The organism is Sphingopyxis sp. EU05-FHT14B03 (genome assembly GCF_058790875.1).
Genome location: NZ_JBYTDC010000001.1, coordinates 343382 through 370021 on the forward strand (window position 1 = coordinate 343382; position 26640 = coordinate 370021).

Below are 26640 nucleotides of genomic sequence, written 5' to 3' on the forward strand. Positions count from 1 at the left end.
GGACTATTTCTTACGTGCCCGGCTGAACGAGCGGTCGCTCGCCAGGAAGCCGCTAAGCATGAATGGAATGAGGTCCGGTACGGACTCGCGTCGGCCGTAGGCCGCCTCATAGGCCTCGGCGTAGTCGTTCAGCGCTTCGATGAGATCCGGCATGACGTTGATCGTGATCTTAGCCGGCGTCCGATCGGGCAGCCTTGGCAGCTTCAAATCAGCCATGACGGCCTCCCCAGGGTCCGGGCAATATGATGTCTTTGTGCACGACCACCCGTAGCGGCCAGCCGGGACGCACGCGCAAGGTCGGCTGGATATTGAGATTGCGCGTGACGAGCTGATCGCCGGCGCGCGCGCCGCTCTGCTGCGCTGACTCGCGGATCGCCCGGACAAGGTCGCTTTCGGTGCTGCCGAAGCTCAATTCAGTGCCGACGCCCAGCAGTGTCGACAGGGCGACGCCCTTCAGAAGTTGCCAAGTATGCCGGTCGATCCGGTCGGACAGACCCGCATAGCCCTGCGTATCGGTCGCCGGCACATTGTCGATACGAATCGACGAGCCGTCGGGCAGGATAATCCGCTGCCAGACGACCAGCGCACGGCTCTGCCCAAACGCTACAACGCTGTCGTAGCTGCCGATCAGCCGCGATCCTTGCGGAATGAGCAGACCGCGCCCGGTCACACTGTCATAGACGTTCTCCGTGATCTGCGCGGTGACGAGCCCGGGAAGATCCGAGTTGAGCCCGGTTATGAGGCTCGCGGCAATGATGCTGCCGGCCTGCAAGGTCCAAGGCGATACGGACTGCGCCAGCGCGTGCGGATTGATGTCGTCGTCGCGATTGGCGTGGCCGACCAATTCGTTCTTGCGCCCCTGGGCGTTAGGATCTCGGTCAGGGTCGAGGAGCGGCTTGGCAGTCTCGGCCGATGCTGGCGGAACACTTGCATCGGTAGTCACCGGTGCAGGGGCGGCGGCGCGACCGCCGCCCGCCAATTGCAGCATGACGCCAGACTCGCGTGCGGCCTTCTGCTCAGCGGCGATGCGCTGGCGCTCGGCTTCGGCTTCCTGCGCGGCCCGGCTCACCGCATCGGCAGCGGGGTCAGGGGGAACCATCCCGCCAAGCTGCCGCTGGCGCTCGAGGATCGGCCGCCCGAGATCACCGGGAAGCGGTAGCCCGAGCTTCGGCACGTCGCCATAGCTCGTCGGCGCGCCCGCGAGCGCATCAGGCGGCGCCTTCGCGCCAACCAGCTTTTCATCGCTTCGTGCGATCAGGCTCAGGGTCGCGGGCTTGAGCGCCAGCCAGGCGACGCCGATGATCGCGGTCGAGCCGGCGGCAGCGATGGCGACGATCGCACCGCGGCGAAAACGGGTGACGCGGCCCGGCGCCGCGCGCAGAACGAGCGTTTCGGGGTCGGCTTTGGGCGCCGCGATCGGCGCGGAAGAAGCGGTTGGATCGGTCACGCGCCCCTCCCGGCCTTGCGCTGCCGGCTCTTCGGCTGGGCGGCGGTGATACGGACAATCTGCTGTTTCTTGCCGCCAAGGCGCAGCTCGGCGACACCGAACAGGCGGTCGACCACATAATAGCGGCCGGCGACGCGATAGTTGACGAGCTGGGCCTCGCCATCCTCGCCAATCACGAACAGCGGGGGCGCCTCACCCACGGCGATCGCAGGCGAGAACTCGATGTAGGTCTGCCGCCCATCGTCGAACGCGCGCAGCGGCCGCCAGGCCGGCTTGTCGCCCGAGATCGCATAGTTGAAGTTGAGGCTTTCGACCGAGAGGCCCGACGCGATCGGCGTCGCCGCCACGGCTGCATCGCGCTGACGCCGGAGCGCGATCAGCTCGTCATGTGGATAGGTCCAGGAGATCGCCGCCATCGCGGTCGCGGGCGTGCTTTCGAGCTGGAGATGGTAGGTCCGGCGATCGGTAGCAATGACAAGGTTTGTGCGTAGGCCCGCCGAAAACGGCTTGACGAGGATGTGCACGCGCTTGCTTTCGCCGATGCCGCTGGTGGTATCGCCGACAGTCCAGCGCACGGTGTCGCCGGCGGCGACGGACACAATCGTTTCGCCCGGCTGCAAGGCAATGTCGGTGATGCGCTCGGGCGCGGCATAGAGCCGGTAGAGCACGCCTTCCGCCCAGGGATAGACCTGGACGGCATATATATATCCCGCGCTCGACGGCTCGCGCAGTGCCGCCCGGTTGGCGGCAGTGACGCGCGCGGTGGGTGACGCGGGTTCGCGGCTCTGCGCAGCGACGCCCATGGCAAGCGCCATCGCGCTCGCCGCCAGGATGAGGGCACGGATCATTGGTCGGTCCTTTCGGGGGATGGTGCGGCTGCGGGTTGAGCAAGGGTCGGATCGAGCGGCGAGCCCAGCGGAATGTCGGTGGGCGGCGCGACCGGGAGTGATTGTGCGGGATCGGGCACGGCCGATGGTTGCGGCGAAGGCGGCCGGTCCTGAGGCGTTTCCAGTTCGCGGCTCCAGTCGATCGCGTCAACATAGAGACCGAGCGGGTTTTTTCGGAGCACATCGGCCAAGCGCGGCGGCTTGATCTTCACCGTGAGCATCGCCGTCCAGCGTGACGTGCTGGCGAGGCTTCCCCGCTCATATTGCTGCTCGGTCCATTTGACCTGGAAGCTCGTATCCGACGCGCGGACGACGCTCGTCACCTGCACCGAAACCGTCTTGCGCCCGACATCGGCGAACGGATTGGAGGTGCGGGCATATTCGCCGAGGAACAGTGACGCACGTTCGGTCGCGAAATCATAGGCTGATAGCCAGTTTTCACGCATCAATACCGGATCGAGCGAGCGCGCTCGAACGCCGGTGATGAACCGGCCGAGGAACCATGCGATCTGCGGATCGGTCGGCCGATAGTCCTTGGCGGCAGGCGCGACGGCCTGTGCTTGCCCGAGTGCATCGACCTCGACCACATAGGGCACGACGCGGCTTTGCATCGATTGCCAGACCAGCGCGCCCGACAGACCAGTGGTCAGGAACAGGCCGCCGAAGGCCATCAGCCGCCAGTTCTTCGCCTGTGCGCGAGCCGAGCCGATACGCTCATCCCAAAGCTGGCCCGCTCGTTGGTAGGGTGTCTCGGGTTCGGGCGTTCGCCCATAGCGCTGCAATGCGCGTCGAAATTTCATCGCTCAGTCCCTTTCCTTGATGTCTGGAGTGGCGCCAGCGCCGCCGCGGTCGCCGCCCTGGATTGCGTGGATCGCCATCTGGCGGCGGTGGCGAGCATTCTGGCTGGCATGAAGCTTCTGCGCCCAGGCGGGTGTTCCTTCAGCTGCGCCTATCGGCGCGGCTGCGGGGGCGGCGCCGCCGGCACGGGTGCTTCCTGCTTCCCATGCGGCGCGCTGCCCACGATCGGCGGCAGCGCTAACGCCGAGACCGCCGCTCATCCGGTTGGCAGCCGCGCCGCGCATGGCGGTCGCAACGCCGCCGAGGCCCGCGCCGACGCTGGTCGAGCCCGAGGTTTCCTGCCCGAGCTTGTAGGCAGTGGATGCGGCAGACCCCATCGATGTACCGGCGCGGATCGCGCCGAGACCGGCCCCCGCGAGACCGCGTGCCGCGCCGACGGCGCCAGCGCCTGCCATCGCAAGACCTCCGCCGGCAAGCACGGTAGTGGCGATCACCGATCCGGCGCCGAGCTGCGGCGCGCCGGCGACGAGGCCGGATGCGATTCCCGGGCCGAAGATGGAGAGGCCAAAGATCGCGAGGCTCGCGAGCATCAGCGACACGGCCTGTTCGATCGACACCTCGTCGCCGGTGATCGCACTGGTGAAGTCGGCGAAATAGTTAGAGCCGATGCCGACGATGACCGCGAGCACCATGACCTTGATGCCCGAACTGACGACGTTCCCGAGCACCCGTTCGGCGAGGAACGACGTGCGGTTCCACAGCGCAAAGGGCACGAGCACGAAGCCGGCGAGCGAAGTAAGCTTGAATTCGAGGATTGTGATGAAAAGCTGGATCGCGAGGATGAAAAAGGCGGCGATGACGACGACCCAGGCGATCACCAGCACGGCGATCTCGATGAAATTGTCGAAGAAGGCGATCGGGCCAACCAACTCCTTCGCCTGCTCGAGGAGCGGCCATGCTGCCTCGAAGCCGGTCCCGGCCAGCTTGCCGGGTCGCAATAAATCGTCAGCCGTAATCGCGCTGCCCCCTGCGGTGAGGCCGAGGCCGGCGAAGCTGCGAAAGATGATATCGGACAGTGTCGAGAAGCTGTTGAGGATCAGGGCGAAGACGCCGACATAGAGGATCTTTTTGAGGAACTTGGCGATGACGTCGTCTTCGCCGCCGAGCGCCCAGAACAGCCCGGCGAGCGTGATGTCGATGCCGATCAGGATCGTGGTCAGGAAACCGACGTCACCGCCCAACAGGCCGAACCCGCTGTCGATGTAGGAGGCGAAGGCCTCCATGAACTGATCGATGACATTCAGGTCATCCATATGGGCGGGTTCCTGCTTGAAGTTGAAAGGTGTCGCGGGGACCGGCGGCCATGAGAGGGGCAAGCCCTACGGCCCCCGCGACGAGACAGGTTCGGACCCGGGGGGAGCTGGGGGCGCGGTCCTCGCCTGCCTCAGCTCATTGGCGTGGCGTGTAAGCCTTGCCGTCGCCGAGGAAGCGGCGCGTCGACTCGCGTGCCTCGCGCGCGATCTGGCCCCGCTGCGCCTGCTCGACCGATTCCGCCCGGAACTGCGCCGCCATCATTTGCTGAAGCTGGAGCTGCTGCTTGGCGGTGAGCGCGAGAAGCTGGTTCGTGGCCTGCTGCGCCTGAAGCGAGCCTTCCGCGCCCTGGCTGCGCGCGACGATGTCGGCGAGCGCCTGCGTGTCGCTCCGTACGTTGTCGACGATGCGGTTCTGGACCCCCATCGTCTGGCGAAACGCGGACATCGCGGTATCGAGTTGATCGCGTGCGCGAGCCACACGCTGATCGCGGCGGAACACCTGATCGAACTCCTGCGGGTAGAGCTGGCGGAAGCGCTCGTCGAGCTGATCGATGCGGAAGTCGACGCCCTGCGCCTGGCCCATGAGCTGGTCGATCTGCTGGAGGCGCTGGCGAAGCTCCTGAAGTTGCGGGAAATCGATCCGGGACAGGTTCTTGCCCTGGTTGATCAGCATCTGCGCTTCGTTCTGGAGACTCTGGATCTGGTTGTTGATCTGGGCAAGCGTGCGCGCGGCGGTGAGCAGGTTTTGCGAATAGTTCGATGGATCGAACACACTGAGCTGGGCCGCGACGGGCGTCGAGGTCAACGCGATGCCGATACCGAGCGAGCCGACGGCGCCGAGCGCGAGAGCGGAGAGGCACGCATATTTGCGGATAGGGATACGGGGCACGGGAAATTACTCCTTGTCTTCTGGGGGGCGGGCGGCAGGGTGACGCCCAAGCAGGTCGGCCGCCCAATCGAGGCCGGCTTGGGAGAGAAAGGTCGCGGCGAAGTCGGCCTGGCCCTTTTCGGCCAGCACCGCGTCTATGCGCTTCTGGCTGTCGGGATCGGACGCGCCGCACAACGCCAGCGCGATCGGGCCTAGCCCAAGCTCGAACAGCCGGTTGCCGCGCGCTGATTGCAGATAATATTGCCGCTTGGGCGTCGCGCGGCTGACCAGTTCGATCTGGCGCGCGTTGAGACCGAAGCGGACGTAGACCGTCTGGCCCTGCGGCTCGATCGCCCGATCATTGGGCAGCAAGATGCGCTGCGGACAGCTTTCGATGATGGCCGGCGCGATCGTGCTGTCGGCGATATCGGCTAGGCTCTGTGTCGCGAACACGACGCTGACGTTCTTCTTGCGCAGCACCTTCAGCCACTCACGGATGCGCGCGGCGAACAGCGGGTGGTCGAGGAACACCCAGGCTTCATCCAGTACGAGAAGCGTCGGCCGCCCGGTGAAGCGCTCCTCGAGACGATGGAACAGGTAGGTCAGCACGGGCGCAACGACGCCCGCCTGCCCCATCAGCGCTTCAGTCTCGAAGCACTGCACGTCGGCGATCGCTAGATCGTCTTCGGCGGCGTCGAGCAGGCGGCCGAACGATCCTTCGAGCGTATAGGGCGCGAGCGCCGATCGCAGCGGTGCCGATTGCAGCAGCAGCGACAGGCCGGTGAGCGTGCGTTCCTCGATCGGGGCGGTCGCGAGATTGGTGAGCGCCGACCAGACGGCCTCCTTGATCTCGGGTGTGACCAGTACTTTCTCATGGGCGAGCAGCGCGCCGATCCATTCGGTCGCCCAGGCGCGTGCGTTGGAGCGATCGATGTGGCGCAGCGGCTGGAAGGCGATCGTTCGCCCGCCCACGTCATCGGCATGACCGCTCTCACCGCCAAGCCCGAGCGCGTGATGCGCGCCGCCCATCGCCAGCACGGCCGCGCGCGCCGAAAATCCCTTGTCGAAGACATAGACCTGGGAGTCTGGATATCGCCGGAACTGAAGCGCGAGCATTGCGAGCAGCACCGACTTTCCGGCCCCGGTGGGTCCGACGATCAGCATATGACCGACGTCGCCGACATGCGTGCTGAGACGGAACGGCGTCGAGCCGCTGGTTTCCGCATAAAGCAGCGGCGGACCGTCGAGGTGCGGATTACGCGCCGGTCCTGCCCATACCGAGGACAGCGGCATGAGATGCGCGAGATTCAGGGTGTGGACGATCGGTTGCCGGACGTTCGCATAGACATGGCCCGGCAGGCTCGACAGCCACGCCTCGACCACATTCATGCCCTCGCGGATGCAGGTGAAGCCGAGCCCGTTGACGATGCGCTCGACCGCGCGGACCTTTTCCTCGACGCGGGCGCGGTCGATATCGGCAACGGTGATCGTCGTCGTCAGATAGCCGAACGCGACATGATCGCCGCCGAGCGCCTGCAAGGCGAGGTCGGCATCGACCACCTTGTTGTCGGCATCGCTGTCGAGAAGCTGGACCGGCTGGTTGTAGATGACTTCGCGCAGCAGCGCGGTGATCGACTTGCGCTTGTTGAACCACTGCCGCCGCAGGCGAGTGAGCGCTTTGGTTGCGTCGGTCTTGTCGAGCGCAATGAAGCGCGTCACCCAGCGATAGCCAAAATCCTCATGGTTGAGTCCGTCGAGGATGCCGGGACGGCTCGCGTTCGGAAATCCGAGGATGGTGAGCGTCCGCAGATGCTCGTCGCCGAGCATCGGTTCGAGCCCGCCGGTCAGCGGCGTGTCGGCGAGCAGCCCGTCCAGATAGATGGGCGTTTCGGGCACGGCGACGACATGGCGGCGCGCGGAGATCGCACCGTGGAGAAAGGTCAGCATTTCGCTGTCGCCGAGCGCGCGCACCTCGGGCATGAAGCCTCTGAACAGGTCAAGCGCACGATCCGTCTCGGCGATGAAGCCGGCAAGCGCTTGTCGCCAGTCGCGGCCCTTCGCGTCGTCGCTGCGCTCGATCAGCGCTCGGCCCGCCGTGTCCGCCTGATCGGGCGGAGGCAGGAGGGTGAGCGTCAGATAATAGCGGCTCTCGAAATGCGCGCCCGCGCTTTCGAACGCCGCGCGCCGTTCCTCATCGACCAGCCACGACGCCGCATCGGGAAAGCTGCTGTCGGGATAACCCAGCGCTTCGCGCCGCTCGGCCTCGAAATGGAGTGCCCAGCCCGAGCCGAAGCGCTTCAGGACATTGTTCGCCCGCGCGCAGGCGGCGACAAGCTCGGCTTCGGTGGCGGATTCTAGATCGGGGCCGCGGAACCTGAGGACGCGCAAAAAGCTGCCGTCCTTGTTGAGCACCACGCCGGGCGCGACAAGCGCCGCCCATGGAAGATGATCGGCGAGCCGGTCGGCCTTCTGACGGTATTCGCGCAGATTCAGCATGACAGATGCCCCTTCTGGCGAAGGTGGCGGACAAGGACCGGGGCGAAGTCGGGATCGCGCTTGGCGGCGAACACCGCGAGAGTGTGCCCGAACGCCCACATGGCCAGCCCGGCGATCCACTGCTGGAGACCGAGTCCGAGCGCGGCCGCGATCGTACCATTGACGATCGCGATCGCTCGCGGCGCCCCGCCAAGCAGGATCGGCTCGGCAAGCGCGCGGTGCATCGGCGCCTCGAACCCCTCGATATGGCTGGCGCCATAGGAATTTGGCGCGTTCACGAGATGAGCGCCCCGCCGCCGAAGCTGAAGAAGCTGAGGAAGAAGCTCGACGCCGCAAACGCGATCGACAGGCCGAAGATGATCTGGATGAGGCGCCGGAACCCGCCTGCCGTCTCGCCGAACGCGAGCGTCAAACCGGTGACGATGATGATGATCACCGCGACGATCTTGGCGACAGGACCCTGGACCGATTCGAGGACCTGCTGAAGCGGTTCCTCCCACGGCATGCCCGAGCCGGCGGCCTGCGCGGTGGCGGCGAGCGCAAGCCCGAGGCCGATGGCGGCGCCGGTGAGGAAGATGCTCCGACGATCGGGAATACGGGCAGGAATACGGGACAAGCGCATGGTCATTCTCCTTGGGGTTCGAGGGCGTGGTCGGGAGTAAGGTCGAGGACGGCGTAGCCGCCGTCGGGATCGAGGCCGGCGACGCGCGCGATCGTGTCGACGCGGCGCGCGAGGCCGCGCCCGGCGATGAACACGATCATGTCGATGGCGTCGGCGATCAGCCGGCGCGGAACGGTGACGACGCTTTCCTGCACGAGCTGCTCGAGCCGGTAGAGCGCCGACACTGCCGAATTGGCGTGGACGGTTGCGATGCCGCCCGGATGCCCGGTGTTCCAGGCTTTGAGCATGTCGAGCGCTTCGCGCCCGCGCACCTCGCCAACGACGATGCGATCGGGGCGGAGCCGCAATGTCGAGCGGACAAGATCAGCCATCGTGACGCCGCCGGCTCCGGCAGTGCCAATCGTACGCGTGCGCAGCCCCACCACGTCGGGCGCGGCGCATTGCAACTCACGCGTGTCTTCAATGATGATGACGCGTTCGTCGAGGTGCGCCATCTCGGCGAGCAGCGCGTTGGCAAGCGTCGTCTTGCCCGAACTGGTGCCACCCGCGACCAGGATGTTCTTGCGCTCGACCACGGCCATCGACAGCAGTCGCGCCGTGTCGGCGGGCATGATGCCGTCCCGCACATAGTCGAGCAAAGTGTAGATGCGCGCCGCGGGCTTGCGGATCGAGAAGCACGGCGCGAGGCTGACCGGCGGCAGGATACCCTCGAACCGCTCGCCCGCGCCTTCGCCGTGCGGTGGCAGCTCGGCTGACACGATCGGCGCATTGCCATGAACCTCTGTCCGTGCGTGGCTGGCAACCAGGCGGATGATCCGCTCGACCTGCGCGGGCTCATATTTGGTGCCGGTATCGATCCGGCCTTCGCCGAGTCGATCAAGGCGCAACACGCCGTCCGGGTTCACCATGATCTCGATGACCACCGGATCGGCCAGCGCTGCGGCGATGGTCGGCCCCATCGCGGTGCGCAGCATCGCGCGCCGACGCCCTGCGGAATTATCGGAGCCGAAAAGCGTGTCGCTCATCGCCCACCTCCATTGTCTTTCGCGGAGGCAGCAAGCGTGCGCTGGCCGCTGGCGAGCGCTTCGCCGACGCGGGCAATGAACGCCTCGAAGCGGTCTCGGCCGATCGCACGCGCCGCTTCGTCGGCTTCGGCCAAAGGGGCCTGCACCATCAGTTCATAGCGGATGAACAGCGCCAGGCTCTCGAGCAGCACATGCCCGTCACGCTCGACACGCCCCAGCGCGAGCGACATGCGATCGAGCCGCTGGCTGAACTTGTTCTCCAGCTCGCTCGCCGCCTGCCGGTTGAGCCAGGCGGTGAGCGCGTCGGTGAGGATCGCCGATTTGGACGCGCCGGGCTGGCTCGCCAGCGCCTCGAAGCGGTGGCTCAGATCTTCGGGCAGGAAGAGCTGGTAGCGGACGCGGTTGGGTTTGATCGCGGCCATTGTCAGAAGTCCGGCAGCATGTCGGCGCTGCGACCCTGATTGATCGCGTGAGCGCGGATCAGCGTGCCGGTGGCGCCGGCGCGGTCCATCGCGTGCTTGTCGGCGATCGTGTCGGTGTCGTCGCTGTCCAGGCCGAGCAGGTCGAGCTGCTTTGGCGGCTCGGGTTTTTTGGCGGGTTCTTCGCCGAGGCCGGGGTGGCGCTGCTGTTGCAAGCCGCCGTCCTCATCCGCCTTCGCATCGTCATCGGGCTTGCCGAGCCGGGTATCGGGCGCGCGGACCAGTCCGCTCCAGTCGTTGGGGCGTGCCTGCGGCCGGTCGGGATAGTCTCCGGGCGCGGGCTGCGGCGGCGGTGCGATCCGCTCGCGGAAATTGCGGTCCTCGTAATAGCGCAGCTTCCTCGCGCGGATCGGGGCCATGCCGGAGACAAGGACAAGCTCATCCTTGGGCGGGAGCTGCATCACCTCGCCGGTGGTCAGGAGTGGCCGGGCGGTCTCCTGCCGGCTGACCATGACGTGCGCCAGCCAGGGCGCGAGCCGGTGGCCGGCATAGTTGCGCATCGCGCGCTGTTCGGTGGCGATGCCGAGCGCGTCCGAAATCCGCCGCGCCGTGCGCTCGTCGTTGGTCGCAAACGCGACGCGGACATGGCAGTTGTCGAGGATCGAGTTGTGCTCGCCATAAGCCTTCTCGATCTGGTTCAAGGACTGCGCGATCAGGAAGGCGCGCACTCCATAGCCCGCGAGAAAGGCAAGACTGGTCTCGAAGAAGTCGAGCCGCCCCAATGCCGGGAACTCGTCGAGCATCATCAGGAGCTTGTGCTTGCCCGCCCTGGCGGGATCGGCATCGAGCTTTTCGGTGAGGCGGCGGCCGATCTGGTTGAGCACCAACCGCACCAGCGGCTTGGTGCGGCTGATGTCCGATGGCGGGATGACAAGGTAGAGCGAGACCGGATGGCCGGCCTCGACGAGATCGGCGATCCGCCAGTCGCAGCGCGATGTCACCGCGGCGACGGTCGGGTCGCGATAGAGCCCGAGAAACGACATTGCGGTGGAGAGGACGCCGCTGCGCTCGTTCTCGCTCTTGTTGAGCACCTCGCGCGCCGCCGAGGCGACGACGGGATGGATCTGCGGCGCATCCTTCGTGCCGAGGTGATTGGTGGTCATCATCCGCCGGAGCGTGGCGGTGAACGGCCGCTGCGGGTCCGACAGGAATGTGGCTACCCGTGCGAGCGTCTTTTCTTCCTCCGCATAAAGGACGTGGAGGATCGCGCCGACCAGGAGCGAATGGGAGGTTTTCTCCCAGTGGTTGCGCCGTTCGAGCGCGCCTTCGGGATCGACCAGGATGTCGGCGATGTTCTGGACGTCGCGGACCTCATGCTCGCCGCGCCGGACCTCCAGCAGCGGGTTGTATTTGGCGGAAGCGGGATCGGTCGGATTGAACAGCAGGACGTGGGAGAAGCGCGCGCGCCAGCCGGCGGTGAGCTGCCAGTTCTCGCCCTTGATGTCGTGAACCACGGCGCTGCCGGTCCAGCCAAGCAGTGTCGGTATGACCAGCCCGACGCCCTTGCCCGAACGGGTTGGCGCGAACGCCATGATATGTTCGGGGCCGTCATGCCGGAGATAGCGGCCGCGCGAGCGGCCCAGGAATACGCCGGCATCACCGTAAAGGCCGGCCCGCTCGATCTCGTTCGGCCTGGCCCAGCGCGCCGAACCATAGGTGGTGACGTGACGCGACTGCCGCGCGCGCCAGAGCGAGCCTGCGATCGCCGCGCCGCAGCCGATGAAACCGCTCGCGCCGGCGAGCGCGCCGGCCTTGTCGAAAACATGCGGCGCATAGGCATCGTAGTGATACCACCAGGGGAAGAGCGCCCAGGGACGATAGACCGGCGTGCTTCCAGCCATGAACCAGGCCGGACCAAGTTCGGGCTGGTAGGCGAGCATCGCCGCCGCCCATTGGGTCGCCGCCCAGAGGCCCGCGATCACGATTGCGAACACGACAAGGATCTGGCCGATGAGCAATTTGGTCGGGGTCACGTTGAAGCTCCCGCCCATACCGCCGGATGCGGTCGGGGCGCGGCTTCAAGACTCGGCTATGGGCCGCCCGAAATGAACGGAGCCGCTGGGGGCTGGTGGGTGACCGAAGGAGATCACTCGTCGGCGACTGACTCAATATTCCAGCTCTGTTCTTTTGATCGAGCTATGACCCGAGTTGATGATTCTGCCCTGTCGTTGTCCCTCGAGGTGGCACTGACCACCACACCGCACCGCCGATGACCCGCTACACCCTGCAAAAATCCGAGCTGCAAATTCGGGCTTGCGTGTCGGATTATCAGACATTATATCGCATTTAATGTAGTGAAATCGTGCGAGGCATGCATGGCGACAATCGCTCCTCCGCAGCCCGCGGCAACCGCGTTTCCCAAAGCCGACGCCATTAGGGCGTTGGTCGACGAACTGCTGCAAGTGGCCAGGGCTGAGGCACAGGTGCGCGGAATTGCCCTGCCTCCGGAAAACCCGAAGATCATCCAGGCGCCCGTGCCACTCGACTCCTTGTCCGTGGTCGACACGCTTTGCGCGGTGGAGCAGGTCCTCGACATCGAGCTTCGCGACAGCATCGTCCGCACCGGCGGCTACAATTCGATCGAGAAGGCGATTGACGACCTCCTCCCTAAGATCGAACGCGTCTGGGTTAAGAAGAAAGGGTCGAAGCCATGACCAATCTCGCACTCCGCCAGGAAGGCGACGAGCAGGAGCGGCGGCGCTTGGGCGACCGTCTGCGCGAAGCACGGAAATATCTCGGCCTCAAGCAGGAAGAAGTTGCTGCCTATCTCAAGATTCCCCGGACCGCGCTTACCGATATCGAGAATGGCCAGCGCCGCGTTGAAGCGATCGAACTGACGCGGCTTGCCCGTCTTTACCGCCAGTCGGTGGCCTATTTTACCGGCGAAGACGAGGCCTCCGCGAGCCTTCCCGCCGATGTCGCCCATCTGGCGCGACGCGTTGCGGCCTTGTCGACTGAGGACCGGGCCGAGCTGAGCCGGTTTGCCGAATATCTCCGCTCGCGGTCTGGCGGCGAACGGAGCTGATCGATGGCGTCGGATTATGCGAGCGCGGTTCGCGCTGGTACGATGGCAGCGGGCCGCCTGCATCGCGAACTCGATACGCGCGCACTGATCGAGACCCAAGGCGGCAGCGTCGATGTCTTCGGCGCGATCCATGCCGTGGGTCTACCCTTGCTGCTTCGTCCTCTGAAAGGCCTGCTCGGCGCCTATCTCAGCGCACCTGCTCCTGGCGTTCTCGTCACGACGGAACGACCGATGAGCATCCAGCGCTTCACGGCCGCGCACGAACTCGGGCATTTTTCGATGCGACACGAGCCGAGCCTCGACGATGAGAGCATCCTGCGCCGGATGCCGATGTCGCCCGAACCGGGAAACAACTTCGAGGAAACCGAAGCCGACGCCTTTGCGATCGCCTTCATGATGCCGAAATGGCTGGTGCTCGCGCACAGCGCGCGACAAGGATGGCAGATCGATCATTTCCGGCGCCCCAATGTCGTCTATCAGCTCTCGCTGCGGATCGGCGCCAGCTATGAGGCGACGTGCCGCACCCTGGTTCGCTACAATCTGATTTCGCCATCGGTGATGACCGACCTGCTCCGGACGCAGCCGCGCAGCCTGAAGGTCGATCTCCTCAAGGACTATCGGCCCGACAACTATCGCGGCGACGTCTGGCTGCTGACCGAGCGCGATGCCGGCTCGCGGATCGATGGCAGTCGCAATGATCTTTTCGTGCTGCAGCTCGAAGAACATAGCGGCGGTGGGTATCTCTGGGATCTCGACCAACTGATCGCCAGCGGCTTCGCCGTCGTTCGAGACGAGCGTGAGGCAATCGACGGCGATGGCATCGGTGGTCCCGTTGTCCGCCGTGTCACCGCGGCGCCCGATGCGCCGCGGCGCGGCCGCATGTCGCTCGACGAGCGGCGGCCGTGGCAGCCTGCGCCGGCCCTCACCAGCCTGACGCTCGATTTCGACCTCACCGGCCCGGAACAGACGGGCCTGTCGCGCGCCGAACGGCGGCACCTGCTCGAGGCCGCCTGACGCCCCATGATCGATATCGTCCGTGACCTTCGGCCGCTGTTCGGGCCTGCGCGCGATCAAGGCGCGCGGCCGACATGCCTCGCATTCGCCGCGAGCGACACCCACGCCGGGCTTCGCGACGGCTGGGCACCGCTGTCGTGTGAATTCGCCTTTTATGCCGCGCAGAAACGGGCGGGCAGACCGCCGACGAGCGGCGCACTGCTATCCACAATGCTGGACGCGCTACGGCTCGATGGCCAACCCGACGAGAAAGGCTGGCCGTATCTGGCAGCGGTTCCAGCCGATCATCGACTGTGGACGCCGCCGGCGACCGTTGGCCCGCTCTATGGCCGCAACGGACAGAGGGATGGAACCGACCTGTCATCCATCCTTGCCGCGCTGGATCGTGACACGCCGGTGCTCATGCTGACGATGCTGTCACGGTCTTTCTTCCAGCCGCGCGGTGATGGCGTCGTCGATCCGGCGAACGACGAACTCCCCGAGCCAGCGCAACGGCACGCGGTCGTCGCGGTCGGGCATGGAACCGTGGACGGCACCCCGGCCATTCTCATCCGCAACAGCTGGGGACCAGGTTGGGGCTTGGAAGGCCACGCCTGGCTTACTGAGCGCTTTCTAGCGCCGCGCCTTTTCGCCACGGCAAATTTGACGGAGGAAGTCGATGTATCTTCCCATACCGCCGCAGCCTGACTGCGTTGCTGGCTGGCGCGAGGCGGTCCGGCTCGTCGACCTCGCCACCGGACACCAGGCGCAGAATGTCGTCATCTCCGTGGCCGAGCCGACTGCGCGCGCAACACTCGCCGATCCCGTCGTGGCGGAAGTCGATGCCTTCCTTTCGGGCCATGGCAAGAAGCCCATCGAGACGGTCGCCAACACGATTTTTCCGGCAGCGCTGTACAGGCGCTACGGCGCGCCGCAATTCTTCGACCGGTTTCGCGACAACGTGCTGCCGAAGGTCCGGAGGTCGGGCGCTTGGTCGGGCTATTATTTCGAACGGATGATGGAATTGCCCCGCGCCGACGGCCAGCCAATCAATCAAATCTGGGGCATCGTCGAGCGCCTGCGCAACCCGAACGTCCGAGCGCTCAACAAATTCGAACTGCTGATCTTCGACCCCGCCCGCGACGTGAATGACTCGCCCTACGGCGGTCAGTGCCTGAGCTTTGCCAGTCTCAAGCTGATCGGCAAGGGCGACGATCGTCGCCTCGGCATGACCGCGCTCTACCGCAATCACTACTATATCGAAAAACTGCTCGGCAATCTGATCGGCCTCGGCCGTCTGCTCGAATTCATCGCCAAGGAAGGCGGGGTCGCGCTGGGTCCGCTCACGATCGTCTCGACCAACGCCACGGTCGACACCGCCAACTGGAACCGCGGCGATCTTAAGCAACTCTTTGAACGCTGCGATCAGGCGAGCGCACATCTCCGTGCTGCGGCGTGAGGCGCGCCCAACGGCAGTTCTAGCGGCTCATCGTTGTCATCCGCGACACCGTACAGGCTGAACATGCCCTCGATGAACTCGCGCTGCCCGCCGTAGCTCGGATGGCGGACCGCGGTGGTCGGAATGTCGAGACCGTCCAGCGCCAGGTGAGCGTCGCGCCCGATCGCGACGATCTGGCGGGGCCGGATCATTGACACGAGGGCTTGCAATATCGGCCAGGTCGCCTCGCGCTCGCTTCGCGTGTGGCATCGGTTCGACATCGGATCATCCGCTTCATGGGGATGGAACGGGAAAACGTTCCAGAGCATGACAGGCTGACCGATCCGCTCTAGCACACGCCAGACGATCGCCGCGGTGCGCTCCGCCACGGCGGGTCCCTGCGTCGCACGTTCAAATGCGATGCCGCCCATCAGCGTGCCGGCATGTCCGAGGTGAATTTCGTCGGTCAGCGGTACGCCCGTACGCCGCCCCCCGCGATAGCCGAGATCACGCGCGATCCAGATCGTTTCGACGCGATGATCAAGCGCCGCGGTGAGCAGCATTTCGAGATTGTCGCGGCGCCGGGCGGCGGCGTCGCTGCGGTCATGGACCGTGCAGCGATCGCGCCAGGGATTGAACACTGAGGGAAGTTCGGTCGCCGCCAGGGTGGACACAAAGGATTTCGGGGTCATGACGGCAATTCCTTGATACGCAGGCGGCGATTGGCGAAGTCGATCAGGACGCGGCCGCGCCGATGCTCCTGAAGGAAGCGGAAAGCCGTATAGCCCTGGAGGATCGCTTCCTCCCAAAGCCACAGCGGACAGCGTTCTGATTCGTAGCCGGCGACGAACTGGCGGACATGCTTCAGCATGTCCAGCGGAAGGCCACCGCGCTTCACGTTTTCAAAGTACCGGAGTTGCTGCGCTTGTCCGAAAATCCAGGAAGTTATGCCCTCTTCGATGAGAATCGCCCGAGCACCGTCTTCGGCGTCGTCGAGTTTCGGATCGCTCTTGCGCTTGAGACGGAGCAGCGCACGCAGCACTGGCGACCAGCCAAGCACCGCGACATAAGCGTAGTGAAAGACATCGTGGAAACGATAGTCGTCGGGTTCGAGCGCGTTGTCGGTGAGCCGGTCGCCGACATACACACCGCTTGAGCGTTGATACACGAATGTCTGCCCGCGAACGGTGCGTTCATAGACGTCGATCGCCATCCGCCGCGGCAATTGCTCTTCTGGGTCGAGCGCCGCATCGGTCGGCGCCGGATAGATGCGCTCGCGCGGCCAGCGATCGAAGATCTTGTGAAGATTCTTCACGGCGGCAGCCTCGATGGTAACACCGGATTCGTTTGCCGCCTGGATCAACCGGCGCATGACCGCGACCAGCCGGCCCGCGAGTGCTTCGCGGTCCTTCGCAAGACCGCCCGCCTGGAAATCGTTGATGAGCAGCCCAACGTCGCCTGCCAGCGCGAGCAGGCTATGCTCGAACTGCGGCATCGGTGCCTTGGCAAGCGGAATGTGCTGCGGCTGCAGCGCATGGAAACTGAGCGTTTCGTTGCCGCCCGTCTGCCATTGTCCGCCGTTTGTCGCCGCGGCGGCAGCGATGTCGCTGAGCGCCATGCGGCTGCGCCGTGCGATCGCCGCCAGATACCAAAGGACGTCACCAAGCTCTTCCGCGACGGCGTGAGCGTAACCCAGGTAGGAGGCATCGTCGCGCTGCTTTTTCTTGGCCTCACTGAGCAAGCTGCCGACTTCGCCGAAAAGGCCAAGCATCGAGAAGCCCAGTGCGCGGCCACCGCTGCGTTGATCAGTCCGCGCGGCCTGCTTCGCATAATCCGCAACAGTGAGAGCTTCGAAATCCTCGCTCATCGCCTGCCCTTCCGGCGATCCGATATCGCGTCTGCGGGGACGCTCACGCCATAGGCTTCAAGTGCCCGCAGTACGATCATCCGGATCGGCTCGCGGGAATCGAGCGACCGTTGACCGAGATCGCGTTTCGTAACGGCAGGAATCTGCACCTGAAGATGCTCGTCGCCGACATCGGTTTGCGCTGCGATATTTTTCATGAATCCATGAAAACATAATTTCATGAAAATAGAAAGCCCGAATCCTCCGGATCAGGAGACGCTCGGCCCGCTGCGCTGCCGCCCGAGTGTCCAGTTGATCCCGCCGTCGCGCATGATGCCCGAGACCGATTTACCGACATGGCGATCGAGAACAGAGCGCCACGGCACCAGCGTGAAATCGCGCGACCGTTCGATGAGCGCATGGCGACCACTCGTCATCTCGACTGCGCGCACGAGCCTGCCTTGAACAGCCTCCCCCTCTCTGGCCTCGGCGAACGGAACGCCTAACTTGTCGGAGAGCTGGCGGGCGACACGCAGCAATTCTCGCCGCTGGAGCGCGGCGAGCATCCCTCGCCGATAGACCGTCTGCCCATCCTGTTCGTCTGCAAGCTGTTCGGTGATCAGCCATTGCCGTCGCATCGCCTGCGCTGAACGAACCTCGTGCCCGAACCCAGCATCGCGCACTGGCACCGGCGCTTCGGCGACCAGCTCGCGATCGAGCCAGGTCGCGGCATCGGTTCCCGGTAATTTGTCGAGCGGGATCGCCGACAGGGTTTCAATGGCAACGGGGTGGTCGCGGAACTGCATGGCTTCGAACCTCTCGACCCTGGCGAGATGGTCCGGCGCGATGATCCAGCTTCCGTCGGGCTCGCGCTCGACGACGCCCGAGATTTTTCGCATCGCTTCAAGCCGCCGGACATGCGTTTCGGCGAAGCGTTCGCTGGCGGTCGGATCGTGCTTCAGATGGGCGTCGATCGAATAGCGCCCGCCGTTCGCCGCCGCGATCTCGTCGATCGTCCGATCGACGGCGCGAATGCCGCCCTCGCGTGGCGCGATCCGGACGATGGCATTTTCGGGGATCGTGTCGACCAGCTCGCCCTTGCCGATCTCGGCATAATGGGTGCGCCCGTCGATGCCGTCGACCAGCAGATAATGACGGTCTTCATGTTCGTCGGCGAGCCCGCGCATCACGACGCGGCCGATGATCGGCGTCGCCTCCTTCGCGACCGGGTCGTAGATGACGCGATCGACCGCAGCACGATCGAGCTTCCGCGCGGTCAGCTCGCGCTGCATGGTGCGGATGATGTCGCCGCGCTCGCCGATCTGGCGCAGTGTGTTCGCAAGGTCGGGCTCAAGCCGCCAGGTGCCGTTGCCGACATGCGAGGCGAGTCCCATGCGCCCGAGTTTCTGCAGGCGACCGACGCGAAGCGATTGCTGGAAGGGATCGCCATCGCTCGCGCTGACCAGCCGCGCGGTATCCATGTCGCGGATCAGCCGTCTGTCGATCGCGGTCAGCCGCTCGGCACCCGTATCGCTGCGAAGCCGCTCTTCGATTTCAAGGTCGGTGCGCGGCCCCAGGTCGAGGTTGACGATCTCGATCGCCCGCTGCCGGCTCCCGTGCGAGATATACTCGCGCGCGATCAGCAGATTCTCACCCCGATCGTTTACGCCGCGCACCACGATATGCGTGTGCGGATGGCCGGTATTGAAATGGTCGACCGCCACCCAATCGAGCTTTGTCCCAAGATCCTGCTCCATCTGCGTCATCAGCCGGCGCACGAACGGCTTCAAGTCGGGATACTGGTCGGCGTCCTCGGCCGACACGATGAACCGGAACTGGCGGCGGTCGCCGTCACACCGTTCGAGGAACGCCTTGCCATCGGCGACGTCGCTGTCGGGCGAGTAGAGCGCACCAGCCTCGCCCTCACGGGTCACGCCGTCGCGCTGAATATAGCGAAGGTGCGCCTTCGCACCGCCCATGCCTTTCCCGCCAAGGCCGACAGGCCGTATCTTGACGATCACGCGGCGCGACCGGAACGCGCCCAATCGGTCGCGCGATCTGAGCACCCGCGCAACACTCGCGCCGCGCCCGATCCGGCTGCCGTCGAAACGGCCGCGCCTGCCCGTTTTCATGCCGGCCCGCTTTGCCGCTTTCACGACGCGGCTCAGGTAGCGCTGCTCCTTGCCCCGGCCGCGCATCCGGCCCAGCTGCGGTTCGAACTCATCATCGCGCATAGCGGCGTCCTTCCATGCCGGAATGACGCTCCCCGCCGATAAGAATGGCGCGTCCTCGCCAGAGCGCAAGGAGTCTCGCGATTGGGATCGGAAAAGCCCAGAAAACCGCCACTCCTGGTAACCCTGTCTCGCACTCAAAGGGCGAGTCTCGCAAAAGCCTTCAAAAAACGATGTGCAGACAAACACTTACAAAATCGCGAGATTTTGCCTCTATCTTGCCATCGAGCCCGACTGCCACCTGCCGCCCCAGACGCCCGCTTTGCCTTCCCGCCTTCCCGATCAAAAAAGGGGAGCGGCGCCATGCGGCACCACTCCCGCGAACCTGCCCCTTCAACAGCGCATCGCCTTATTGCCAGCCTGCCTGTTCGGCCTGACGCAGCGCCCGATTGCACCGCTTCAGCCTCTTCTCAGCGGCCCTTAATTCGGCTTCGATCTGCCGCCGTTCTCCCGCGTCATCGCACCATGAAAGCTCCGCGCGAAGCTCCTCGATCTGTTGTTCAACCGACATCTCATCCTCCTGATACAAGCGAAAGATGAGCCATCGCCCGGCGGGGAGCGGGCGGGGTCAACCACCGCGCAGCGGCCGCGAAGCGGGCGACGGGGGAGCCGATTTTCTCGTCGCCGGAGTGGAGCGAAGCGGAACGCAGGTGGCGTGAAAATTGGGGGAACCGTCGATGGTTGAGGCGGTCCGTTCGCCGCCGGATACTCGGTGCTTGCTGAGCGGATTTCTTCCTCTCTGCAGGCCCGCAAGCGCGTTCCGGTGCAGGAAAAGGCCCACGCCAAGCCCTCAAGGCATGAGGAAAGCCCCGCGCCGGGTGACCGGCGCGGGGCCGATCCGGCTCAGTCGCCGGGGTTCCAGATAACGGCGAACGCGTCGTCGTCGTCCTGCCCGGCGGCGCGGCCGAGATTGGCGTAGAGGGTGCGGCCGCCAAGTTCGGGGGCCGACATGGCGAGGCGGACATATTCGCGCTGGCTCACCTCGCCGGTGCGGATCCAGCCGCCGCCCAGTTCGACGCCGTTCGACAGCACGCGGTAGTCGGGCTGGTCCCCGGTCTTACTGCGGTTGGGGATGATGGCGATCTCGGCATTGACCGAAAGCGTCTTCAAGGCGCCCCGGAACGAACCGTCGTTCTGGCGCTGGACATGACCGATTGAGGGCATTTCTCGTCTCCTTGCACATTCGCCCGACCCGATGCCGGGCGATGGGCGGACCGAAGGGACGGCCCTTGAGCGCGCTGCGAACCGCAGGCCGAAGCGAAGCGGAGGACCGGAAGCGCGGGGCTGATTTGGAGCGAAGCGGCCGCGAGGAGCGCCGCCAAAGCGGCGCGGGGAAATCAGTTCCGCGCGATGGTTTCGCGAGGCGCGCGGCCGTCCCAGGTCATGCGCCCAAGGAGCCGGCGACGGGTTGGTGAGACACGAAAGGACGAGATGCGCGCGCGGACAGGAAGCCCAGTCCGGCGTCTTTCCGGGAAGCCATGATTGCTTTCGCGGCCACGAGGCCGCGGCTATAGCCTCACGGCGATGAACGAAGGAACGACGATTGCGGGGCAGATCGAACGGCTGATCGTGCGGCTGGACGGCGCGGCGGTGTGCGATGCCTGCGTGACTGACCGGCTCAACCTGTCGGTTACCGCACAGGCCAATGTCGTCACCTGCGCGCTCGGCGGCACGCGCGGATTCGAGCGGCAGAAGGACGAATGCACGTTATGCGGAAGCGCCCGGACGGTGATCCGCCGCACCGCCCGGTAGGTCAGGCGGCAGGGGTTTTCGGCACGCGAGCGCGCAGTGCGGCGCGATTTGGGCTAGTTGCCGTCGCCCGCGAGCGCGCGCGACAGCGCCTCGTTGGTCGCGTCGATCTCGATGCGGTCTGCGAAAATCGCGCACCAGCCGCCACCGAACTCCCCGATGCGGGGCTTGGAACAGGTCATGGCCCATTCAAAGCCGATCGGCCCCTTGGCGAGCGTTTCGGGGCAACATCGCTGGATCACCACCGCGATGGCAGCGGCATCGAAATCGTCCATGCTGGCGAAACACACGATCCGCGCGGATGGATCGTCGGGGCAGGTTTCAGCGATGAAATCGGCTCCGATGGTGGGAAATTCGGGATCGTTGAACGCCTCGCGAAACCCGCTCCACCGCGCGTTCGCATCGTCCGGCGGAAAGGCTGCGAGCAGCGCCGCGCTCGGCGGATCGGGCGCGTCGTCATTCGCTAGCGCGTAGCCAGCGTTTGCGACTTCCTCGATCAGCGCGCACTCGGCGGCGGTGCAGCGAAAGGCGAAGCTGCCCTGAATCCAGATGTCAGCCATTGCTCGCCTCCTCCCGTTCGGGCGTGATGACAAGCGGGGGCACCGCGAAGTCGGCCGCATCGAAATGCGCGATGATCGCCGCATAGCTGCCCAATCGCTCGGCGGTGCAGCGCCCCATGAGGATATAGTCGTCCTCGTCGGCAGCGTAGCTTTGCGGTTCGCCGCTGCCGGTGAACACGGTGCGTTCCGCACCCCACTGGCAGGCATAGGCGCCCGACCAGCGCGCGAAGAAAAGCCCATGCGCGATGCAGAAGGCTTCGAGTCCCTCGAACCGCCCCCAGGCGACCTCGTGCGCCATGAGCGCCAAGGGCTCGCCCTCGGGCAGATCGCCGAGCGCGAAGGGTTCGCCGTCCCATTCGGTGGACAGCCCTTCGTTCGCGATGGCCTCGGCGAAGGCGGGAAGCTGGCTGGCGGGGAGCGTCCCGCCGATGGTGATGGATGCCGAAACACGGTCGGCCATGACAAGTCTCCTGTCTGAAATCCGCGCCGCGAGGGCCGCTTGCGGCCGAGCGGCGCGGCGATTTTATGGGGGACGGAACGGGCGGCGGGTGCGCCGCCGCCCGTCCAGTTTCATGCGGCTTCGCGCTCGGGCTGTTCCTGCGGCTCGGCCTTGGCAGGGGCCGGAAGCGCAATCACCGCGCCGGGGCCGGTCGGTTCCGGCTCGCGGTCGGGGCGCGCCGCGAGCACCTTGGCATGAGCCGCGACGGTGCCGACGCCGCCGCGCGCCGTATAGGTAGCGGGCGGGAACGCCATCCATTTCGGCACCCAACCCTCGACCTTGGGCCGCCCGTTCGCACCCTCCAGATGGTCGCGGACGATGCGCTTCAAGACCTTGCCCGGTTCCTTCGCATTGGCGGCGGCGACAGGTTCGCCCGCCACCTCGGCGACGATGCGGGTCAGCACCTCCTTGTCGCGGACACACTCGAAAAAGGCGTCGTCGGCCTGCCAGTAGCGGGCCATATCGACGCCGATCTCGCCGCCGACCGCCTCGATGGCGGCGCTGCCGCTGGCGAGCGTTTCGCCCATGACGATGACGATCACGTCCATTACGGCGCGGTCGGGCACGTCGAGCAAGCGCAGGAACACGCCGACCAGTCCGAAGTCGTCGCCGTTGCCGCCTGTGACGGTCGGTTCCTCGGGCGAGAAGCCGAGAAGGTCCAATACGGCGCGGCGCTTCGCGTCGAAGTCGGTTTCCGCGCGGCAAGTTTCGACGCTTTCGCGCACATCGTCGTTGCGCGCGGTCTGCGGCTCGGGCTTGACCGTCCACAGTGGCGACCCGACGATGACATGGGCGACCATCAAGCGCAGCGCGACCTTGGGATGACGGGTCAGCGAGGCGCGGACAGCGGCATGACGGTGCAGGTTGATATAGGTCTGCATCGTGCTCGTCACTTCGGGGCGCGGCACTTTGGGGCCGGTTTCGATTGCCTCGCCGCGTTCGAGCCGCTTGGCCTCCTTGCTCGTCACATAGCCTTCGTGGACCTCGACCTCGCCGCTTTCGCGCACATCTATATACACGCGCCCGCCCTTGCGCTTGGGTGCCTTGGCGAACTCATAGCGGTAGAAATATTCGCCGGGCGGGACGATCACCACGTCGAACCATCCGGCATCCAGATAGTCCTCCTTGCGCGCGTCGATTACGGCGTTCTGCGCGGTCCAGAACGCGTCGGCATCTGCAAAATAGCGGTCTTCGCCGAACAGATCGGCGACGATCGCAAGGCCGCTCGCATCGACGTCGAACAGGGCATGTTCGACCTTGATCGACTGCCCGCCGAACAGCCATGCCTTCAATTGCTGGCCGGTCGGGCAATAGGCGTCGTCATCGTCGTAGAGCGCCAGCCATGCCTTCTGCTGCTGCTTGCTCGCCAGCGTCAGATGCCGGACGGTCGCCGCGTTGATCTTCTCCTTGCGGTAAAGATCGCGGATGCGCGGAAGCAGGTTGCCGAGCGCTAGGATACGCTTCACGCCAAGCTCGGGAATGCCGAACGTCGCGGAGATATCCGCAATGTCGCGGCCCTCCTTGACCAGCCGTGCGAAGGTTTCCCATCGCGTCACCTCGTCGGGATCGAGCCGGGTGTTCTCGAGAAGCGATGCCTCGATGGCGTCGGCGTCGTCCCCGGCGTCGAGGATGGCGACGGGAAGCGGGCCGTGGTCGATGCCCTCGACAAGCGCGATGGCGTTCGCCGTCCAGCGCCGCCGCCCGGCGACGATTTCGTGGACGCCATTATCGTTGCCCGCCTGCGGGCGCACGATCAGCGGCACGATGACACCGCGCTTGCGGATCGAGGGCAGAATGTCGCCCACGTCCGGGGGCTTGGGTCCGTGCCGCATGTTCACCTTGGACGGAACCAGCTTGCTATGGTCGATAAAGTCGAGTTTCATTGGTCTGCTCCTTCTGGAGCGCCGGTCCCGTTTGTCTTGCTGGATGGGCGGGACCGGCACTCAATGCGGCGAAACGCGCCGCGCGTCATCCGGCCCCTCGATCATCAAGAGGCGGCGGAAGCTCGTTGCCGTTCCGGCTATCGGTGATGCGGCGAAGTTCGGCTTCGGCCAGAACGATTGCACCCATGCGCCGCGCGGTATCGGACCATAGCGAAAGCGGGGCCAGCGGCTCGAAATGCTCGTCGCGCTCGATGAACAGGCCGAAGGGCAAGCGGACGCCCGCAATCTCGGTAAGCGAGAACACGCCCATTTCCGGGCATCCGAACCCCAAGTCGGCGAGGCCGAACAGCGTGTCTCCATCGTCGTAAAGCTCGGTGGCGATCCACGTCGCCGCGCCGACCGGATTGAAGAATTTGACCACCGGGAACGGGTCGAACCGTTCGTCGCGCTGCTCGTGGAGGCGGCTGGCGCGCGCATTCGCGCGCAGCGCCGAAAGGATCGCATGGGGGAGCGTAATCATGCCGCTTCCCTCCCTTCGTCCTGCGTCTCGGCGTAGCGGGCAAGCAGCCAATCGGCGGCCTTGCTCGCCTGACTGGCCGCGCGAAAGATCGCGCGATTGTCCTCGCGCAGCACGTCGAGCCATGATGCCAGATAATCGGCGTGACGAACGGTCGGCACGATGCCGAGCGCGGCGCAAAGGAAGGCCGATCCCATCTCGGCGATCAATTCTTCGCGCGCATAGTCCTTGCTGCCGAACGCATTGCGCAGATTGCGATTGAGGCGCGACGGGTGGCCGCTGGCATGACAGAGTTCGTGCAGCGCCGTCCGGTAGAAATTGATCTGTTCGTGGAAGGCCGGTTGCGGGGGCACCTGCACATAGTCGGCGCTCGGGACATAGTAGGCCTTGTCCCCACCGATGCGGAAATCGACGCCCGATGCCGCAATGACCGCTTCGGCGATCGGCACGACTTGGCGTTCGGGAAGCGGTGCGGGGTCGGTGGCAAGGCCGGGGCGCAAGCCTTCGCACTGTGCGACGTTGAACACGGTGAAGCGTTTGAGGAACGGCACCGCGCGGGCTTCGCCGCCGGTCTGGCGCGCGCGTTCCTTCTCGGCTTCGGGGGTGAAGCGGTCGGCATAGACAACCCTTGTCCCGCGCTCGCCTTTCCTGACATTGCCGCCCGCCTCCAAGGCTTGGCGGAAGGTCAGCCACGATTGCGACGGATAGCCGTTCTCGATCACTGCTCCCCACAGGATCAGGACATTGACGCCGCTGTAATTGCGGCTGGTGAGCCCGTTGCGCGGGAGGCCGGGGGCGGCGGAGAAGCCTTGACCATTGGGGCGGCCCCAAGGCTGGACCCAAGGGAAGCGGCCCGCCTCAAGTTCGGAAACAATGCGGCCCGTCACCTCGTCGTAAAGATTGGCGCGCTCCGCCGGGGGCTGGCGTTTGCTGCCCTCTGCGCGCGCGCGTTGGCTGCCGGTCTGGTGCATGGCTATCCTCCAATGCCGCCCCAAAAACCCCAGGGCCTCCCCCGGAGCGGGGGTGGGCGGCGAATTGCGACCTGCCGGGCGCGGCCAGGAGGCGGTCCGCACCCGCAGGGCCGAAATGCAATGGAGGAGCCGGACCCGAGCGCAGTCGAAGGCCGGCTTGCGGGACGCCGGGCCGGGCCCAGAAGGGAGCGCCGCCCACCCGCGCGACGAGGGGAAGGCCCAACGAAAAATGCCGCCGCGCCGGTCAGGCGCGGCGACGACAGGCCGGAGCAAGGCTCCGGCATCCCGCCAGTCCGATCGTCACCTTTGGCCGGGACGCGCGAAGCGTGGCCCGGTGGAGCTTGGCGAACGGATGTGAGCCTAGCGGAATAGAGCGGCGGTCGCGCCGCAGGCGCGAGGCGCCTGAAAACCCGGATGCGTCAGGTCAGACCCTGCCGTCTTGAAGCACTCTCGTCGTGGTCGCCATGCGCGCGGTGACACGAGGAGCGAGCACTCGGCCCACTGGCCCCAACAGATCAACCGTGCAGCGGGGATCCGTTCGAACCGGTGCAAGCGGTCATCGCGGGCAACAGGCTCATCATGGCGGCACCGGCGATGATGATCGCGCCGACCGCCGCGGCGATGCCGGTCGCGGTCGGCCCCGCACCGCCGAGCTGCATCAGGCTGGAGACGACACTGCCGCCGGCGATCCCGGCGGGCACGGCGAAGAGAAGCGCGATCGCTCCGCGAAGCGGAACGGGCAACCGCGACGCGATGAGCATGCGTCCGATCAGCAAGACCGCGACGCCGACGACGAGGCCGAGAAGCAGACCGAGCAACGGCCCCAGTTCGCCACCCCCCGCCCACAGAAATGCGGCCGCACCGAGCCCGACCGGGAGTGCGAAGACGGCGAGCCGGAACATCGCCCAGGCGAAGAGGACGATGCCGGTGGCGGACAGGATCAGACCGAGCAACATCACGACCAACTCCATAGGCTCGGAACATAGCAGAAAC

Annotated in this window: 30 protein-coding genes; 6 read left to right on the forward strand and 24 right to left on the reverse strand. The window is 65.7% G+C overall.

All coding sequences use genetic code 11. From position 1 onward, the window contains the following. Positions 1-3: 3 nt before the first annotated feature. From AC3WS4_RS01760 to AC3WS4_RS01815, 12 genes are all read right to left on the reverse strand, one after another. Positions 4-216 (reverse strand): DUF2274 domain-containing protein, encoded by a 213-nt coding sequence (locus AC3WS4_RS01760; protein ID WP_017499928.1) that lies wholly within the window; start codon positions 214-216, stop codon positions 4-6. Beyond that, complete coding sequence (locus AC3WS4_RS01765) at positions 209-1447, reverse strand: TraB/TrbI/VirB10 family type IV secretion system protein (protein WP_017499929.1); 1239 nt, start codon at positions 1445-1447, stop codon at positions 209-211. Before AC3WS4_RS01765 ends, AC3WS4_RS01760 begins: the two co-directional genes overlap by 8 nt. Further along, entirely contained in the window at positions 1444-2250 is an 807-nt protein-coding gene (trbG, locus tag AC3WS4_RS01770) for a P-type conjugative transfer protein TrbG (RefSeq protein ID WP_411157953.1), read from the reverse strand. Before trbG ends, AC3WS4_RS01765 begins: the two co-directional genes overlap by 4 nt. 41 nt (positions 2251-2291) lie before the next feature. Then, positions 2292-3134: a conjugal transfer protein TrbF gene (gene trbF / locus AC3WS4_RS01775; protein ID WP_026108910.1), complete on the reverse strand. Its 843-nt coding sequence runs from the start codon at positions 3132-3134 to the stop codon at positions 2292-2294. Positions 3135-3137: 3 nt separating this feature from the next. After that, complete coding sequence (gene trbL, locus AC3WS4_RS01780) at positions 3138-4445, reverse strand: P-type conjugative transfer protein TrbL (RefSeq protein WP_017499931.1); 1308 nt, start codon at positions 4443-4445, stop codon at positions 3138-3140. A 136-nt stretch (positions 4446-4581) separates the two neighbouring features. Then, positions 4582-5319, reverse strand: coding sequence for a P-type conjugative transfer protein TrbJ (gene trbJ / locus AC3WS4_RS01785; protein WP_136176538.1), 738 nt, complete (start codon positions 5317-5319; stop codon positions 4582-4584). Between the two features lie 21 nt (positions 5320-5340). Further along, positions 5341-7809, reverse strand: a complete 2469-nt coding sequence (trbE, locus tag AC3WS4_RS01790; RefSeq protein WP_017499933.1) for a conjugal transfer protein TrbE — start codon at positions 7807-7809, stop codon at positions 5341-5343. Further along, positions 7803-8033 (reverse strand): VirB3 family type IV secretion system protein, encoded by a 231-nt coding sequence (locus tag AC3WS4_RS01795; protein WP_051035683.1) that lies wholly within the window; start codon positions 8031-8033, stop codon positions 7803-7805. The genes trbE and AC3WS4_RS01795 overlap by 7 nt, the downstream gene beginning before the upstream one ends. A gap of 50 nt (positions 8034-8083) precedes the next feature. Next, the gene (locus AC3WS4_RS01800; RefSeq protein ID WP_017499935.1) at positions 8084-8437 is read right to left on the reverse strand and encodes a TrbC/VirB2 family type IV secretion system protein; all 354 of its coding nucleotides are present in this window, start codon (positions 8435-8437) and stop codon (positions 8084-8086) included. Continuing rightward, positions 8434-9456, reverse strand: coding sequence for a P-type conjugative transfer ATPase TrbB (gene trbB / locus AC3WS4_RS01805; protein WP_017499936.1), 1023 nt, complete (start codon positions 9454-9456; stop codon positions 8434-8436). Before trbB ends, AC3WS4_RS01800 begins: the two co-directional genes overlap by 4 nt. Further along, entirely contained in the window at positions 9453-9878 is a 426-nt protein-coding gene (locus tag AC3WS4_RS01810) for a hypothetical protein (protein ID WP_017499937.1), read from the reverse strand. The genes trbB and AC3WS4_RS01810 overlap by 4 nt, the downstream gene beginning before the upstream one ends. Before the next feature lie 2 nt (positions 9879-9880). Beyond that, complete coding sequence (locus AC3WS4_RS01815; RefSeq protein WP_038292469.1) at positions 9881-11908, reverse strand: conjugal transfer protein TraG; 2028 nt, start codon at positions 11906-11908, stop codon at positions 9881-9883. Positions 11909-12250: 342 nt separating this feature from the next. Here AC3WS4_RS01815 and AC3WS4_RS01820 point away from each other — a divergent pair, with 342 nt between their 5' ends. From AC3WS4_RS01820 to AC3WS4_RS01840, 5 genes are read left to right on the forward strand one after another with little or no spacing between them, the layout of a single operon-like run. Next, a complete protein-coding gene (locus AC3WS4_RS01820) occupies positions 12251-12589 on the forward strand; it encodes a hypothetical protein (RefSeq protein ID WP_017499939.1) in 339 nt (112 codons plus the stop codon). Continuing rightward, positions 12586-12960: a helix-turn-helix domain-containing protein gene (locus tag AC3WS4_RS01825; RefSeq protein WP_017499940.1), complete on the forward strand. Its 375-nt coding sequence runs from the start codon at positions 12586-12588 to the stop codon at positions 12958-12960. The genes AC3WS4_RS01820 and AC3WS4_RS01825 overlap by 4 nt, the downstream gene beginning before the upstream one ends. Positions 12961-12963: 3 nt before the next feature. Beyond that, positions 12964-13974 (forward strand): ImmA/IrrE family metallo-endopeptidase, encoded by a 1011-nt coding sequence (locus AC3WS4_RS01830; RefSeq protein WP_017499941.1) that lies wholly within the window; start codon positions 12964-12966, stop codon positions 13972-13974. A gap of 6 nt (positions 13975-13980) precedes the next feature. Next, the gene (locus tag AC3WS4_RS01835) at positions 13981-14661 is read left to right on the forward strand and encodes a C1 family peptidase (RefSeq protein WP_017499942.1); all 681 of its coding nucleotides are present in this window, start codon (positions 13981-13983) and stop codon (positions 14659-14661) included. Next, entirely contained in the window at positions 14633-15412 is a 780-nt protein-coding gene (locus AC3WS4_RS01840; protein WP_017499943.1) for a thymidylate synthase family protein, read from the forward strand. The genes AC3WS4_RS01835 and AC3WS4_RS01840 overlap by 29 nt, the downstream gene beginning before the upstream one ends. On the opposite strand, the gene AC3WS4_RS01845 is transcribed toward AC3WS4_RS01840, so the two are convergent. The 6 genes from AC3WS4_RS01845 to AC3WS4_RS01870 form a co-directional block, all read right to left on the reverse strand. Beyond that, on the reverse strand, positions 15379-16083 hold the full coding sequence (locus tag AC3WS4_RS01845) for a uracil-DNA glycosylase (RefSeq protein ID WP_017499944.1): 705 nt from the start codon (positions 16081-16083) through the stop codon (positions 15379-15381). The two genes, AC3WS4_RS01840 and AC3WS4_RS01845, sit on opposite strands and share 34 nt — an antisense overlap. Beyond that, positions 16080-17258, reverse strand: coding sequence for a nucleoside triphosphate pyrophosphohydrolase family protein (locus AC3WS4_RS01850; RefSeq protein WP_017499945.1), 1179 nt, complete (start codon positions 17256-17258; stop codon positions 16080-16082). Before AC3WS4_RS01850 ends, AC3WS4_RS01845 begins: the two co-directional genes overlap by 4 nt. Then, complete coding sequence (locus AC3WS4_RS01855; RefSeq protein ID WP_017499946.1) at positions 17255-17455, reverse strand: hypothetical protein; 201 nt, start codon at positions 17453-17455, stop codon at positions 17255-17257. Before AC3WS4_RS01855 ends, AC3WS4_RS01850 begins: the two co-directional genes overlap by 4 nt. A gap of 51 nt (positions 17456-17506) precedes the next feature. Beyond that, entirely contained in the window at positions 17507-19471 is a 1965-nt protein-coding gene (rlxS, locus tag AC3WS4_RS01860; protein ID WP_017499947.1) for a relaxase/mobilization nuclease RlxS, read from the reverse strand. Positions 19472-19817: 346 nt separating this feature from the next. Then, positions 19818-19979 (reverse strand): hypothetical protein, encoded by a 162-nt coding sequence (locus AC3WS4_RS01865; RefSeq protein WP_168196079.1) that lies wholly within the window; start codon positions 19977-19979, stop codon positions 19818-19820. A 332-nt stretch (positions 19980-20311) separates the two neighbouring features. Continuing rightward, positions 20312-20632, reverse strand: coding sequence for a DUF736 domain-containing protein (locus tag AC3WS4_RS01870; protein WP_017499949.1), 321 nt, complete (start codon positions 20630-20632; stop codon positions 20312-20314). 360 nt (positions 20633-20992) lie between these two features. Between AC3WS4_RS01870 and AC3WS4_RS01875 the strand changes: the two genes are divergently transcribed. Then, the gene (locus tag AC3WS4_RS01875; RefSeq protein ID WP_017499950.1) at positions 20993-21220 is read left to right on the forward strand and encodes a hypothetical protein; all 228 of its coding nucleotides are present in this window, start codon (positions 20993-20995) and stop codon (positions 21218-21220) included. A gap of 53 nt (positions 21221-21273) precedes the next feature. Here AC3WS4_RS01875 and AC3WS4_RS01880 read toward each other — a convergent pair whose 3' ends face one another. The 6 genes from AC3WS4_RS01880 to AC3WS4_RS01905 form a co-directional block, all read right to left on the reverse strand. Then, positions 21274-21777 (reverse strand): hypothetical protein, encoded by a 504-nt coding sequence (locus AC3WS4_RS01880; RefSeq protein ID WP_017499951.1) that lies wholly within the window; start codon positions 21775-21777, stop codon positions 21274-21276. After that, positions 21770-22237 carry a hypothetical protein gene (locus tag AC3WS4_RS01885; RefSeq protein ID WP_017499952.1) on the reverse strand — a complete coding sequence of 156 codons (468 nt, stop codon included), beginning with the start codon at positions 22235-22237 and terminating at the stop codon, positions 21770-21772. Before AC3WS4_RS01885 ends, AC3WS4_RS01880 begins: the two co-directional genes overlap by 8 nt. A gap of 110 nt (positions 22238-22347) precedes the next feature. After that, the gene (locus tag AC3WS4_RS01890; protein ID WP_017499953.1) at positions 22348-24159 is read right to left on the reverse strand and encodes a ParB/RepB/Spo0J family partition protein; all 1812 of its coding nucleotides are present in this window, start codon (positions 24157-24159) and stop codon (positions 22348-22350) included. Between the two features lie 85 nt (positions 24160-24244). Further along, a complete protein-coding gene (locus AC3WS4_RS01895) occupies positions 24245-24679 on the reverse strand; it encodes a DUF2958 domain-containing protein (protein WP_017499954.1) in 435 nt (144 codons plus the stop codon). Then, positions 24676-25647: an ArdC family protein gene (locus AC3WS4_RS01900; RefSeq protein ID WP_017499955.1), complete on the reverse strand. Its 972-nt coding sequence runs from the start codon at positions 25645-25647 to the stop codon at positions 24676-24678. The genes AC3WS4_RS01895 and AC3WS4_RS01900 overlap by 4 nt, the downstream gene beginning before the upstream one ends. Positions 25648-26162: 515 nt before the next feature. Beyond that, on the reverse strand, positions 26163-26606 hold the full coding sequence (locus AC3WS4_RS01905) for a hypothetical protein (protein ID WP_136175471.1): 444 nt from the start codon (positions 26604-26606) through the stop codon (positions 26163-26165). Between the last annotated feature and the right edge of the window lie 34 nt (positions 26607-26640).